At 63.4% G+C, this 14,532-nt stretch carries 12 protein-coding genes; 8 read left to right on the plus strand and 4 right to left on the minus strand.

Translation table 11 applies throughout. The annotated features are described in order from the left end of the window. Positions 1–159: 159 nt before the first annotated feature. From HHL21_RS00110 to HHL21_RS00135, 6 genes are all read left to right on the plus strand, one after another. Positions 160–3,018 (plus strand): 2-oxoglutarate dehydrogenase E1 component, encoded by a 2,859-nt coding sequence (locus tag HHL21_RS00110; protein WP_169463234.1) that lies wholly within the window; start codon positions 160–162, stop codon positions 3,016–3,018. Positions 3,019–3,072: 54 nt separating this feature from the next. Continuing rightward, positions 3,073–4,323 (plus strand): 2-oxoglutarate dehydrogenase complex dihydrolipoyllysine-residue succinyltransferase, encoded by a 1,251-nt coding sequence (gene odhB, locus HHL21_RS00115; RefSeq protein ID WP_169463236.1) that lies wholly within the window; start codon positions 3,073–3,075, stop codon positions 4,321–4,323. 85 nt (positions 4,324–4,408) lie between these two features. Continuing rightward, positions 4,409–4,750, plus strand: coding sequence for a PspC domain-containing protein (locus HHL21_RS00120; protein ID WP_169463238.1), 342 nt, complete (start codon positions 4,409–4,411; stop codon positions 4,748–4,750). Positions 4,751–4,765: 15 nt separating this feature from the next. Then, on the plus strand, positions 4,766–6,199 hold the full coding sequence (lpdA, locus tag HHL21_RS00125) for a dihydrolipoyl dehydrogenase (protein WP_169463240.1): 1,434 nt from the start codon (positions 4,766–4,768) through the stop codon (positions 6,197–6,199). A 55-nt stretch (positions 6,200–6,254) separates the two neighbouring features. After that, positions 6,255–7,352 carry a cell division protein ZapE gene (gene zapE / locus HHL21_RS00130; protein ID WP_169463242.1) on the plus strand — a complete coding sequence of 366 codons (1,098 nt, stop codon included), beginning with the start codon at positions 6,255–6,257 and terminating at the stop codon, positions 7,350–7,352. A 24-nt stretch (positions 7,353–7,376) separates the two neighbouring features. Beyond that, on the plus strand, positions 7,377–8,018 hold the full coding sequence (locus HHL21_RS00135) for a hypothetical protein (RefSeq protein WP_169463244.1): 642 nt from the start codon (positions 7,377–7,379) through the stop codon (positions 8,016–8,018). Positions 8,019–8,236: 218 nt separating this feature from the next. Here the strand turns inward: HHL21_RS00135 and HHL21_RS00140 are convergent, their stop codons facing one another. After that, positions 8,237–9,043 (minus strand): PP2C family protein-serine/threonine phosphatase, encoded by an 807-nt coding sequence (locus HHL21_RS00140; protein WP_169463246.1) that lies wholly within the window; start codon positions 9,041–9,043, stop codon positions 8,237–8,239. A gap of 212 nt (positions 9,044–9,255) precedes the next feature. Between HHL21_RS00140 and HHL21_RS00145 the strand changes: the two genes are divergently transcribed. Beyond that, positions 9,256–9,456 (plus strand): YdcH family protein, encoded by a 201-nt coding sequence (locus tag HHL21_RS00145; protein ID WP_169463248.1) that lies wholly within the window; start codon positions 9,256–9,258, stop codon positions 9,454–9,456. A gap of 67 nt (positions 9,457–9,523) precedes the next feature. After that, positions 9,524–11,524, plus strand: coding sequence for a DNA repair helicase YoaA (gene yoaA / locus HHL21_RS00150; protein WP_169463868.1), 2,001 nt, complete (start codon positions 9,524–9,526; stop codon positions 11,522–11,524). Position 11,525: 1 nt separating this feature from the next. Here yoaA and HHL21_RS00155 read toward each other — a convergent pair whose 3' ends face one another. The 3 genes from HHL21_RS00155 to HHL21_RS00165 all read right to left on the minus strand — a co-directional run bounded on the left by HHL21_RS00155 (position 11,526) and on the right by HHL21_RS00165 (position 14,410). Further along, entirely contained in the window at positions 11,526–13,352 is a 1,827-nt protein-coding gene (locus HHL21_RS00155) for a potassium-transporting ATPase subunit KdpA (protein WP_169463250.1), read from the minus strand. After that, complete coding sequence (gene kdpF, locus HHL21_RS00160) at positions 13,352–13,441, minus strand: K(+)-transporting ATPase subunit F (RefSeq protein WP_169463252.1); 90 nt, start codon at positions 13,439–13,441, stop codon at positions 13,352–13,354. Before kdpF ends, HHL21_RS00155 begins: the two co-directional genes overlap by 1 nt. 219 nt (positions 13,442–13,660) lie before the next feature. Then, a complete protein-coding gene (locus HHL21_RS00165) occupies positions 13,661–14,410 on the minus strand; it encodes a TorF family putative porin (protein WP_169463253.1) in 750 nt (249 codons plus the stop codon). Between the last annotated feature and the right edge of the window lie 122 nt (positions 14,411–14,532).

Below are 14,532 nucleotides of genomic sequence, written 5' to 3' on the forward strand. Positions count from 1 at the left end.
TACAATATCGCGTGCTATTCTGACGAACCCTGGAAAGAATACTCCGGCTTTAAAGTCCTTCCCCACAACTTGATGTGCAATCCGCTAAACGGTCAGGCCGTGTCGCGGAAGGTTAGATTAACCCGCCAACCTCGCGAAGCGCGAAGAAAGGTGAGCAAGATGATGAAAGAAAACACCGCCAACTCCTATTTGTTCGGCGGTAATGCGCCCTACGTAGAGGAGTTGTACGAGGCCTACCTCGACAACCCGGGCTCGGTGCCAGACAACTGGCGCTCCTACTTCGACACCATGCAGCATGTGCCTGCAGTCGATGGCTCCAGCAAGCCTGACGTCGCGCACGCTTCCGTGATCGCGTCGTTCGCCGAGCGCGCCAAGCAGGGCCCGATCCGCCTCGTGACCGCGTCGACCGACGTCGAAATGGGCCGCAAGCGCGTCGCCGTTACCCAGATGATCGCCGCTTACCGCTACCTGGGCGCGCGCTGGGCCAACCTCGACCCGCTGCAGCGCCAGGAACGTCCGCCTATCCCCGAGTTGGAACCGTCGTTCTACGGCTTCTCCGACGCCGACCTGGACACCGTCTTCAACATCAGCAACACCTACTTTGGGCAAGAGACCGCGTCCCTGCGCGACCTGCTCAACTTCCTGCGCGACACCTACTGCCGTTCGATCGGCGCTGAGTACATGTACATCAGCGACCCGGCCGAAAAGCGCTGGCTGCAGGAACGCCTCGAATCGATCCGCTCGACCCCGGCCTTCGGCAAGGAAGAAAAGCGCCACATCCTCGACCGCCTGACCGCGGCCGAAGGCCTGGAACGCTACCTCCACACCCGCTACGTCGGCCAGAAGCGCTTCTCGCTCGAAGGCTCCGAATCGTTCATCCCGTCGATCGACGAGACCATCCAGCGCGCCGGCGAAAAAGGCGTGCAGGAGATCGTTATCGGCATGGCCCACCGCGGCCGCCTGAACGTGCTCGTGAACACCCTGGGCAAATCGCCGCAGGACCTGTTCGAAGAATTCGAAGGCAAGCACGGCGACGAACTGCCATCGGGCGACGTCAAATACCACCAGGGCTTCTCGAGCGATATCTCGACCGCCGGCGGCCCGGTCCACCTGTCGCTGGCATTCAATCCGTCGCACCTCGAGATCGTCAACCCGGTGGTTGAAGGTTCGGTCAAGGCGCGCATGGACCGCCGCGGCGACAAGGAAGGCGCGCAAGTGCTGCCGATCCTGGTGCACGGCGACGCCGCATTCGCCGGCCAGGGCGTGGTCATGGAAACGCTGAACCTTGCGCAGACCCGCGGCTACGGCACGGGCGGCACGGTGCACATCGTGATCAACAACCAGATCGGTTTCACCACCTCCGATCCGCGCGACTCACGCTCGACCACCTACTGCTCCGACGTCGTCAAGATGATCGAAGCGCCGGTCCTGCACATCAACGGCGATGATCCTGAAGCGGTCGTGCTGGCGACCCAGATCGCGCTCGACTACCGCATGCAGTTCAAGAAGGACGTCGTCCTCGACATCATCTGCTACCGCAAACTGGGCCACAACGAGCAGGACACGCCTGCGCTGACCCAGCCGCTGATGTACAAGAAGATCGCCAAGCACCCGGGCACCCGCAAGCTGTACGCGGACAAGCTGGTCGCGCAGGGTATCATCGCCGAGGACGAAGGCGACAAGATGGTCGCTGCCTTCCGCGATGCGATGGACGCCGGCAAGCACACCAATGACCCGGTCATCACCGACTTCAAGAACAAGTACGCAGTCGACTGGCTGCCGTTCCTGAACAAGAAGTGGACCGACAGCGCCGACACCGCGGTGCCGATGACGGAACTGAAGCGCCTCGCCACCCGCATCACCACCGTACCTGAAGGCTTCAAGCCGCACTCGCTGGTTGAAAAGGTGCTGGGCGACCGCGCCGCGATGGGCAACGGCGACAATAACCTCGACTGGGGCATGGGCGAACACCTGGCCTACGCGTCGCTGGTGGCATCGGGCTACGCCATCCGCCTGACCGGCCAGGATGCCGGCCGCGGCACCTTCGTGCACCGCCATGCGGTACTGCACGACCAGAACCGCGAGCGTTGGGATGCAGGTACCTATGTCCCGCTGTGCAACGTGTCGGACACCCAGGCGCCGTTCACCGTGATCGACTCGGTGCTGTCCGAAGAAGCGGTGCTCGCATTCGAGTACGGCTATTCGACCGCCGAACCGAACACGCTGACCATCTGGGAAGCGCAGTTCGGCGACTTCGCCAACGGCGCCCAGGTCGTCATCGACCAGTTCATCAGCTCGGGCGAAGTCAAGTGGGGCCGCGCCTCCGGCCTGGTCATGATGCTGCCGCACGGTTACGAAGGCCAGGGTCCTGAGCACTCGTCCGCGCGTCCTGAGCGTTTCCTGCAGCTGTGCGCAGAGAACAACATGCAAGTGGTCCAGCCGACCACCGCCGCCCAGATCTTCCACCTGCTGCGCCGCCAGATGGTGCGCCAGTTCAGGAAGCCATTGGTCATCATGACGCCGAAGTCGCTGCTGCGTAACAAGGACGCCGGCTCGCCGCTGACCGACCTGGCCAAGGGCAGCTTCCAGACCGTGATCGGTGAAACCGACGACAAGATCGACGCCAAGAAGGTCAAGCGCGTCGTGGCCTGCTCGGGCAAGGTGTACTACGACCTGGTCAACGCACGCAAGACGCGCGGCCAGAGCGACACCGCGATCATCCGCGTCGAGCAGCTGTATCCGTTCCCGCACAAGTCGTTCGCCGCGGAGCTGAAGAAGTTCCCGAACGCGACCGAGCTGGTATGGGCGCAGGACGAGCCGCAAAACCAGGGCGCATGGTTCCAGATCCAGCACAACTTGTTCGAGAACATGGAGTCGGGCCAGCGCCTTGCGTACGCTGGACGTCCAGCTTCCGCCGCGCCTGCAGTCGGTTACTACGACAAGCACTACGCACAGCAGAAGGACCTGCTGGAAACGGCATTCTCGAAGCTCAAGGGCTTTGTGTTGAATAAACAGTGATAAAAAAGTGCCCGCCGGGCGGCGGGCACATAAAAACAGAATACGGAGTTTTACATGGCACAAATCGAAGTCAAGGTCCCACAACTGTCGGAATCGGTCGCTGAAGCTACCCTGCTGGCATGGCACAAGAAGCTCGGCGAAGCGGTCACCCGCGACGAGAACATGATCGACATCGAAACCGACAAGGTGGTCCTTGAACTGCCGGCGCCGGCATCGGGCGTCATCATCCAGATCATCAAGGGCGACGGCGCCACCGTGGTCGCGGGCGAAGTCATCGCGATCATCGACACCGAAGGCACCGCCAAGGTCAGCCCGCTGGAAGTCTCGGCAGCACCGGCGCCGACAGCACCTGCGGCGGCAGCAGCTGCGTCCTCGCAGTCGATGGCAGGCGTCGCAATGCCAGCCGCATCGAAGATCCTGGCAGATAACAGCATGAGCGCAGCCGACGTTGCCGGCAGCGGCAAAGACGGCCGCGTCACCAAGGGCGACGCGCTGGCAGCTGTAGCATCGGGCGTCAAGCCTGCGGCTCCGGCGCCGCTGGCAGCCGTGGCAGCCAAGCCTGCACTGCAGCAGGTCGCAGCGCCGGCGCCGGCCAAGCTGGGCGACCGTCCGGAAGAGCGCGTGCCAATGAGCCGCCTGCGCGCCCGTATCGCCGAGCGCCTGATCCAGTCGCAGTCGACCAACGCGATCCTGACCACCTTCAACGAAGTCAACATGCAGCCGGTCATCGACCTGCGCAACAAGTACAAGGACAAGTTCGAGAAAGAGCACGGCGTCAAGCTGGGTTTCATGTCCTTCTTCGTCAAGGCGGCGGTCGCGGCACTCAAGAAGTACCCGATCATCAACGCTTCGGTCGACGGTAACGACATCGTCTACCACGGTTACTTCGACATCGGCATCGCTGTCGGTTCGCCACGCGGCCTGGTAGTGCCTATCCTGCGCAACGCCGACCAGATGACGATCGCCGAGATCGAAAAGAAGATCGGTGAATTCGGCCAGAAGGCGAAAGAAGGCAAGCTGACCCTGGAAGACCTGACCGGCGGCACCTTCTCGATCTCGAACGGCGGCACCTTCGGTTCGATGCTGTCGACCCCGATCATCAACCCGCCGCAGTCGGCCATCCTGGGCGTTCACGCGACCAAGGACCGCGCCGTCGTCGAAAACGGCCAGATCGTGGTGCGTCCGATGAACTACCTGGCGATGTCGTACGACCACCGCATCATCGACGGCCGCGAAGCCGTCCTGGGCCTGGTCACGATGAAGGAAACGCTGGAAGACCCAGCGCGCCTGCTGCTGGACCTGTAAGCGTCGCGCGCCGGCAGCGGCGAGTGCAACGTCCGTGGTTCCCGCACACGCGGGAACCCTTTTTTCGTATTTAGAGAGGTAGTAATTGAACATCTCCGATGAAATCAAGCGTTTGCACGAACTGCACCAGGCCGGCGCCCTGACCGATGCCGAATTCGCACAGGCCAAGGCGCGGCTGCTGTCCGCCTCCGCCGACCTGAACAAGCCGGGACATACATTAAGCGGCAACGGCAGCCTGGGCGACGAGTTCTCGCGCCTGCGCCGTTCGCGCACCGACCGCTGGATCGGCGGCGTGTGCGGCGGCCTGGCGAAAGCTTCGGGCATGGATGCGTGGATCTGGCGCCTGGTATTCGCGCTGTTCACCATCTCGTTCGGTTTCGGCCTCGTGATCTACCTGCTGCTGTGGATTTTCGTCCCCGAAGAATAATCAAGGAAATAATCAATGAGCACTTCAAAACAATTCGATGTCGTCGTGATCGGCGGCGGTCCTGGCGGCTATATCGCCGCAATTCGCGCCGCGCAGCTGGGCTTTAACGTCGCCTGCGTCGACGAATGGGCCAACGCCAAGGGCGGTCCTGCTCCGGGCGGCACCTGCACCAACGTCGGCTGCATTCCATCGAAAGCGCTGCTGCAGTCGTCCGAGCATTTCGAGCACGCCGGCCACGCATTCAAGGAACACGGCATCGAAGTCTCCGGCCTGTCGCTGAACCTGCCGCAGATGCTCAAGCGTAAAGAAACCATCGTCAAGCAGAACAACGACGGCATCCTGTTCCTGTTCAAGAAGAACAAGGTCAGCTTCTTCCACGGCCGCGGCGCATTCGCCGGCGCCGCCGAGGGTGGCTACACCGTCAATGTCACCGGTCCTTCGACCGAAACGCTGCAGGCCAAGCATGTCGTGATTGCGACCGGCTCGAACGCGCGCCAGCTGCCAGGCGCGGAATTCGACGAGAAGCTGATCCTGTCGAACACCGGCGCACTCGCCATCGACGCGGTTCCAGCGAAGCTGGGCGTGATCGGCGCGGGCGTCATCGGCCTCGAGATGGGCAGCGTATGGCGCCGTGTCGGCGCTGACGTGACCGTGCTCGAAGGCCTGCCGACCTTCCTCGGCGCAGTCGACGAGCAGATCGCCAAGGAAGCGCACAAGCTGTTCACCAAGCAGGGCCTGAAGATCAGCCTCGGTTGCAAGATCGGCGCGATCACCAAGGGCGACAATAACGTCACTGTTGAATACGCCGATTCGACCGGCGCGGCGCAGACCGCGGTATTCGACAAGCTGATCATCTCGATCGGCCGCGTGCCGAACACCATCGGCCTGGGCGCGGAAGCGGTCGGCCTGGCGCTCGACGAGCGCGGCTTCATCGCCGTCGACGACGACTGCAAGACCAACCTGCCGAACGTATGGGCAGTTGGCGACGTCGTGCGCGGCCCGATGCTGGCGCACAAGGCGGAAGAAGAGGGCGTTGCGGTCGCCGAGCGTATCGCCGGCCAGCACGGCCACGTCAACTTCAACACGGTTCCCTGGGTGATCTACACCTCGCCGGAGATCGCGTGGGTTGGCCGCACCGAGCAGCAGCTGAAGGCGGACGGCGTGGCCTACAAGGCCGGCACCTTCCCGTTCATGGCGAACGGCCGCGCACGCGCGCTGGGCGACACCTCGGGCATGGTCAAGTTCCTCGCCGATGCGACGACCGATGAAATCCTCGGCGTGCACATCGTCGGCCCGATGGCATCCGAACTGATTTCGGAAGCCGTGGTCGCGATGGAGTTCCGTGCATCGTCGGAAGACATCGCCCGCATCTGCCACGCACACCCATCGCTGTCGGAAGCAACCAAGGAAGCCGCGCTCGCAGTCGACAAGCGTTCGCTGAACTTCTAATCTGTACCAAGCCGGACGGGCTTCGCGCCTGTCCGGCTCCTCGCATTGCCCTCCCATGAACGTCCAAGAGTTTTACCAGCACGCGCTGTCCCAGCGTGGATTCAAGTCCGACGAGGCGCAACAGCGCGCGGTCGACCGCCTGCAGCGCGCCTACGAAGAGTGGGGGCATTTCAGGTCGCAGCGCTCGTCCAGCTTCAAACGCCTGATCAACCGCCCGGACGTGCCGCGCGGCGTGTACCTGTGGGGCGGGGTAGGGCGGGGCAAGTCGTTTTTGATGGACAGCTTCTACTCGGTGGTGCCGGTGGTGCGCAAGACGCGCCTGCACTTCCACGAATTCATGCGCGGCGTGCACCGCCAGCTCGACGATCTCAAAGGCGTGGCCGATCCGCTCGACGAAGTAGCGCGCCGCATCGCCAAAAAATACCGCCTGATCTGCTTCGACGAATTCCACGTGTCCGACATCGCCGACGCGATGATTTTGTATAACCTGCTGACGGCGTTGTTCAACAACGGCGTGTCGTTCGTGATGACGTCGAACTACGACCCGGACAAGCTGTACCCGGACGGGCTGCACCGCGACCGCATGCTGCCGACCATCGCGCTGCTGAAGGACAAGCTGGATGTGATGAACGTCGACGCCGGCATCGACTACCGCAAGCGCGCGCTGGAACAGGTCGACGCCTACTACACGCCGCTGGGCGCTGGCGCCGACAAGGCGCTGCGCGATGCATATGCAGCGGTGGCCGAGACGGCCGACGAAGACCCGATCGTGCACATCGAGCACCGCGAGATCCGCTCGCTGCGCCGCGCCGGCGGCATCATCTGGTTCGACTTCCACACGCTGTGCGGCGGACCGCGTTCGCAGAACGACTATCTCGAAATCGCCAGCCGCTTCCACACGGTGATCCTGTCGAACGTGCCGGCGATGTCGGCCTCGCAGTCGTCCGAGGCGCGCCGCTTCACCTGGCTGATCGACGTGTTCTACGACAACAAGGTCAAGCTCTTGATGTCGGCCGAGGTCGAGCCGGAAGCGCTGTACACCAAGGGCACGCTGTCGAACGAGTTCCACCGCACGGTCTCGCGTATCATCGAGATGCAGTCGCGCGAATACATGGATACTCAACGGCGCGACGCCGCCGACGCACTGGCCTGACCGGCGCTAACAAGGACAATAACAATGGCTTATCCGTTCGCACTCTCAACGCTCCGCAACGCCGCACTCGCGCTGGCCTGCGCGGCGTTTTCCGCCTGCTCGTACGTGCTGTTGCCGCCCAACGTGCAGCACGTGGCGCCGCCGTCGAAGTCGCTGGCAGAAGCCGACCGCAAGCTGGCCGACGCCACCGCGCGGCGCGCCGCCATCGAGGCCGAGTTCGCGGCGAGCGAGCAGGTCTGCTATGGCAAATTCTTCGTCAACAACTGCCTCGACAAGGCGCGCGAAAAGCGGCGTGAAGAGCTGGCGGTGGTGCGTTCGATTGAAATCGAGGCCGAGCTGGTCCAGCGCCGTGCCAAGGTCGATGAGCGCGACCGCGCACTGGCCGAAACGCTGAAGGAAGACAAGGCCGAGGCGGCGCAGCGTGCCGCCAATCCGCGTCCTCCGCGCGAGGACGAAGCCGCGCCGCCGCCGAAACCGATTGCACCGCGCGCCAACCGCGAGGCGACCAATGCGGCCAAGCTGAAGGGCATCGCGGAAAAAGAAAAGGCGGAAGCGGGCAAACGCGCCGCGAATGTCGCGGCCTTCGAGAAGAAGCGCCAGGAGTCCGAGCGCCGCCAGGCCGAGCGTGCGAAGCGCCAGGCTGAACGCCAGGCTGAAAAGAACTGAAAGGCGCGTAAGAAGATGCCGCCGGTCGCGAATTGATGACTATTCGTGCGTCCGCTTTCTTTGCGTTTTGCATCTCCCATTACCTGAATTTGCAGTGTAGCTCAGTCTCACCCGCCGTCCGTGTGTCGCGCTACACGTGCCGACCGGACGACTGTCAAGCTTCAGTGGAAGAGGGGCGGGTTCAGGGCAAGCAGGTTTTTGCCAGGCACTTCAAAGGTCTAAACCGCCCGGCGCATCTTCTGCACCGTGTAGTTGGGCACTTCCTTGGGCGGCCGGACCAGCTTGACAATGGCCATCGTGCAGTTGTCGCCCTTGCCGTCGGCCCGTTCGCCGGCCTTGTTGATCAGCATCTCCGAGGCCTGGCGCGGCGCGTTCTTGTTCAGCACGGAGCCCAGCTCGGTGTCGGTGAAGTAAGCCCACAGCCCGTCCGAGCACAGCAGGAAGGCGTCGTCCGCGGCAAGGTCTTCGTGGCTGCCGATGGTGACGAAGGGCTCCTTGTGGACATTCCCCAGCACGTTATGCAGCAGCGCCGACTGGCGGTGCACTTTGGCCGCATCAAGCGCCCGTTGGTCGTTGTCAACCAGGTGTTCGACGTAAGCTGCGTCGGTCGTGCGGGCGCGGCACTTGCCCGCGGCGAATCGGTACAGGCGCGAATCGCCGACATGGGCCCATACCGCCTGTCCCTGCGGGCTGATCAGCAGCCCGACGAAACTGGCCAGCGGCTCGGTGCCGGTGGTGACGCCGTTCATCTTGATCACCAGGTGGGTTTCGTGCACGATTGCGTGCAGCAGCTCGGCCATGCGCTCGATGCTGGTGCTGTCGCCCGGCTTGAACTCGTCGAACACCAGCTTGGCGGTATGCAGCACCTGCTCTGGCGCGATGGCGCCGCCGGCCAGGCCGTCGGCCAGCACGGCCAGCACGTAGCCCGGCGCACGGGCGCCGCTGAACAGGGCGGCGCGGTCATTTTGCTGAGCCCGGCTGCCGATGTGCTGCGCGGTGCCCGCTTCGATCTTGTATGAACTCATCTCGTCAGTTGTTTCCAGGCTGCGTTAGCACTGCAATCGCAGCTCGCGGGTCGATCTGTATTGGCGGCAACGTCGTCGTAGATTAAACTATGCACCGGGAAGCCCTAAAGTTGCAAGTCGTAACGGTTGTACTGACGAAACTTTTGTATCCAATTGTATGCACGCCAGCCGGCGTGTGTTGGCAGCACTGAAACAAGGTTGGGAAAGCGATAATGACTGACGTACACGAAATCCAGCGCCGCCTCGTCGAGCTCGACGTGGAACATCGCGACCTGGACGCGGTCATAAACAAGCTGACCGACGACGGCCACAACGACCAGCTCCAGCTGCGCCGCCTGAAAAAGCGTAAGCTGCAGCTGAAAGACCATATCACCCTGCTGAAAATGCAATTGGTGCCGGACGTTCCGGCCTGATTTGTCTTCGCAATACCTGACACCCACTTTGACCGAGCAAACTCCAGCCCCGGGCACGCCCGGCGCGCTGCCTGCCGAAGGCGCCATAGAACAGGCCGCCCCGGCCGGCAAGTACGACGCCGAGATCGACCGCCTGTTTTCCGCGGGCGGCCCGCTCGCGCCCTCGGTCGGCGCGTTCAGCCCGCGCCGCTCGCAGACCGAGATGGCAAAGTCGATCGCGCAGGCGATCGCCGACCAGAAAACCCTGATCGCGGAAGCGGGCACCGGCACCGGCAAGACCTTCGCCTACCTCGTGCCCGCGCTGCTGTGGGGCGGCAAGACCATCGTCTCGACCGGCACCAAGAACCTGCAGGACCAGCTGTTCCTGCGCGACATCCCGACCGTGCGCACCGCCTTGCGCGCGCCGGTCTCGGTGGCGCTGCTGAAGGGCCGCTCGAACTACGTCTGCCACTACCACCTCGAACGCACGCTCAACAACGGCCGCATGACCTCGCGCGACGACGTCGGTCACCTGCGCGAGATTTCGCGCTTCATCAAGATGACCAGTTCGGGCGACAAGGCCGAGCTGACCAAGGTGCCCGAGAACGCGACGATCTGGAACCTGGTCACCTCGACCCGCGACACCTGCATGGGCGCCGAGTGCCAGTACTACCAGGACTGCTTCGTGATGAAGGCGCGCCGCGAGGCGCAGCAGGCCGACGTGGTGGTGGTCAATCACCACCTGTTCTTCGCCGACGTGGCCTTGAAGGACACCGGCGTGGCCGAGCTGCTGCCGTCGGCTAACACCATCATCTTCGACGAAGCGCACCAGTTGCCTGACACGGCGACCTTGTTCTTCGGCCAGACCGTGTCGACCTCGCAGATCCTCGAACTGTGCCGCGACGTGCTGGCCGAAGGCCTGGCGCATGCGCGCGGCGGTCCGGACTGGGCCAAGGTCGTCACCGCGGTCGAAAAAGCCGCGCGCGACCTGCGCCTGGCCTTCCCGCAAGACATCATGCGCCTGGCGCTGGCGCAGATCATGCCGTCGTCGGACTTCTTCCCGGCGCTGGCTACCTTGAAGGAACAGCTGGCGGCGATGATCGACGTGCTGGAAGACCAGGCGGCACGCGCCGAGAGCATCGAGCAATGCCGCGTGCGCGCGGTGGAACTCGCGGCCGGGCTGGATGCGTGGAAGCCTGATAACAAGGGTAAGGTCGTCGAAGGCGACCAGGCCGTGCTGTGGGTGGAGGCGTTCTCGTCCGCGCTGCAGCTGCACAAGACGCCGCTGTCGATCGCGCCGATCTTCTCGAACCAGCGCGAAGGCACGCCGCGCACCTGGATCTTTACGTCGGCGACGCTGGCGGTCAAGAACGACTTCAAGCACTTCTCGGCGCAGATGGGCCTGGAGGGCGAGGAAGCCAAAAACTGGCCAAGCCCGTTCGACTACGAGCAGCAAGGTTTACTGTATGTGCCGAACGGCCTGCCGGAGCCGAACGCGTTCGGCTATACCGATGCGGTGGTCGACAGCGCGCTGCCGGTGATCGAGGCGGCGGGCGGGCGCACCTTCTTCCTGTGCACCACGATTCGCGCGGTCAAGCATGTGGCCGAACGTCTGCGCACTGAGTTCGCCGAACGCGGGCTCGATTTTCCGCTGTTCGTGCAGGGCGAGCGCGGGCGCACCGAACTGCTCGATTCGTTCCGCACTGCGGGCAATGCGGTGCTGGTCGGCAGCCAGAGTTTCTGGGAAGGCGTCGACGTGCGCGGCGACGCGCTGTCGCTGGTCATCATCGACAAGATGCCGTTCGCGCCGCCGGACGACCCGGTGCTCGCGGCGCGCATCGACGTGATGGAGAAGCAGGGCATGAACGGCTTCATGCACCACACGCTGCCCGAAGCCATCATCAACCTGAAGCAGGGCGCGGGGCGCTTGATCCGCGATGAAACCGACCGTGGCGTGCTGATGATCTGCGACCCACGCATCATCACCAAGTCGTATGGACGGCGGGTGTGGCAGAGCCTGCCGCCGTTCAAGCGCACCAGGGTGCAGGCCGAAGTGATCGAGTTCTTCAAACCGAAGGACCCGGCGTAACTCAGGTGCCGGTCGCGGCCAGCGACGGTCCTTTGTACCTGAGTGCATCGATTACCAGGCCCAGGGGCCGCGACGAGTTGCGGCGGCTGGGGTAGTACGCATGCAATCCAGGGAACTTCGGGCACCAGTCTTCCATGACACTGACCAACTGCCCGGCGCGCACATGATGCAGTGCCATCTCCTCTGGCACGAAAGCCAGGCCGCAGCCGCTCAGCGCGGCGTTCAGCATATGCTGCACAGTGGTGAACGTGGCCTGGCCGCGCACCCGCACTTCCATGTCGCGCCCATCATGCTGCAGTTCCCACGCGTAGATTCCCCCGCTGCTCGCAAGGCGCAGCGTGATGCAGTTGTGCTTCATCAGTTCCTGCGGCGAGGCCGGAGTGCGGTGCCACTCGAAGTAAGCGGGCGAGCCGACGATCATCATGGGTACGTCGGCTGTCAGGCGCACCGCGATCATGTCCTTTTCAACCTGGTCGCCGTAGCGCACGCCAATGTCATAGCGCTCGGCCGTGATGTCGACCATGCGGGCGATAAACACGGCCAGGATGGCGAATATCAGCATGCCGTACAGGCCTGAACCGACGCCGCCGAACACCACTTCGCCCAGCTGCATCAGCACCATGGGCACCATCCCGCCCAGCGGCGAGAACGAGTCATGCATGGCGTTGACCGCGCCGCATGACGCCGCGGTGGTGACGGCGGCGAACAGCGCGGAGGCGCTGATGCCGAAGCGGGTTTCCTTGCCTTCCATGTTGCCGCCGGCCTGGGCCAGGCTGGCGTGCTGGTCGACGCCCATCGTGGCCAGTACCGGGTGGGCCTGCTGTTCGGCGATCATGATGGCCACCGTGGCGGCGACGAAAATCACGGTCATCGCCGCCAGCACGGCCCAGCCCTGGCGCTGGTCGCCGACCATGCGGCCGAACGCGAAGCAAAGGCCGGCCGGGATCAGGAAGATCGCCAGCATCTGCATGAAGTTCGACAGCGCGGTCGGGTTCTCGTAGGGGTGCGCCGAGTTCGCGTTAAAGAAGCCGCCCCCGTTGGTGCCGAGCATCTTGATCGCTTCCTGCGATGCGACCGGTCCCATGGCGAGGGTCTGCGTTTTTGCGACGACCGTTTCGGTGACCGCCGCTCCCTTGGCGTCGAGGACAGCCTGGCCGTCGGCAGTCTTGGCCGGCTGCACCCAGGTGACCGGATCGACCAGGGTCACTTCCTTGTATGGCGCGAAATTCTGGATCACGCCTTGCCCCATCAGGAACACCGAGAACAGCAGCGACAACGGCAGCAGCACGTAAAGCGTGCTGCGGGTCAGGTCGACCCAGAAGTTGCCGATCGTATTTGCCGAGCGCGCACTGAAGCCGCGGATCAGCGCGTAAGCGACCGCGATGCCGGTGGCGGCAGAAAAGAAATTCTGGCACGTCAGGGCGAGCATTTGCGTCAGGTAGCTCATGGTCTGCTCGCCGCTATAGCCCTGCCAGTTGGTGTTGGCCACGAAGCTGATCGCGGTGTTGAAGGACGAATCTGGCGATACGTTCGCCATGGCCTGCGGGTTGAGCGGCAAGTAGGACTGCAGTCGCTGCATGCCGTACACGAACAGCGCGCCCAGGCCGTTAAACACCAGCAGGGCGATGGCATAGGCTTTCCAGGTCATGCCCTGGTCGGCCTGGACACCGGCGGCGCGGTACAGCAGCCGCTCGACGGCGCCAAGCCAGCCGAGGCCGGGGACGCGGCCGCCGTCGCCAACGCGCGCCAGCACAATGCCGAGTGGGTAAGAAAGCGCCAGCAGCGCGACGAGGAAAGCAGCGAGCAGGAGCGTGGATTGGATGGTCATCACAGGTCCTCCGCTTTCAGCAGGGCGACCAGCAGGTACACCAGCAGGCAGGCCGAGACGAGCGCGCCGATCACATAGAAGTGGTTCATTTTTTCTCTCCCAGGCTGGCGCAGCCGGCGGCAAATGCCACGGTGAGCGCGAACACAAGCACGAGCCCTCCGATAAATACGAAGTCCATTACACCCTCATCATTGTTGGTTTTGGATAAGAACAGCTTAGCCAGAATGGGCTAAAAATTTTGTAAAGACCTGGCGGCGCGCCGTAAACAAACCGTAAACAAACCGTAAAAAACGGGCCGCCGTGAACTTTTAGAAAGTCTTGCCGAGGGTGAGGACGAGCGCGTTCTTGCCAAGGAATTTGCCATTGGCGGGGGATGCATAGGCGGTCCTCGACGCGTTGGTGCCGATCAGCGCGAGTGCGCCTGTGGCGAAGCCGAAGTCCCTGGTCACGCCCAGCTTCCAGTCGGTGTAGCTGGCGGCGGAGGTGTTCTTCACGGTCTGGCGGCCGAGGTGCAGGTTGACCACGGTGCCCGGCGCCGCTTCCAGGTTGGCGCCGATATCGACGTAGCCGCTGTTCTTGCTGTCGACAAAGCCAAACAGCTTGCTTACCCCGTACGAGTATTTGACATAGGCAGGACCGAGGCCGAGCTGGCCGTAGATTTCGGTCGTGTTCGCGCTGTCGAAACCGGGCACGCCGGCCAGGCCGTTGGACGGATAGACATAGGTCAATACCCCGACGTCATACGCGACGCCTTTGGCCAACACGCCGCGCTTGCCGGCATACAGGTCGATCTCGATATCACCGTCGCCGCCGGCATCGCTGGTCCATTTGATGGTCGACGCCCAGGCGCCCGCGTAGAAGCCGGACGGCGCGTGGGTGTAGTCGATGCCGCCCTGCAGCGCGGGCTGCAAGCGGGTCTGCGAAATGCCGCGGTAGCGGTAGTCCGATGCCGCCCCCACGTTGAAGCTGGTTGGGTGGTCGGGCGTCGCTTCTCCTGCGAATGCCGGTCCGGCGGCCACGGAGGCCAATACTGCGCTTGCGAGAATCAACTTCTTCATCTTGACATTCTCCCCTTCGTAAACGGAAGGGGATTCCCACTGCTGGCGTCTGATGCCCCAGACGGAAGCCGGACTGAAAGTAGCCCAGCTTCTTATTCAATCCGCAGGATATCTCTCGACCT

Origin of the sequence: Massilia polaris, assembly GCF_012927275.1 — a bacterium.
Classification (GTDB): Bacteria; Pseudomonadota; Gammaproteobacteria; order Burkholderiales; family Burkholderiaceae_D; genus Telluria_A; species Telluria_A polaris.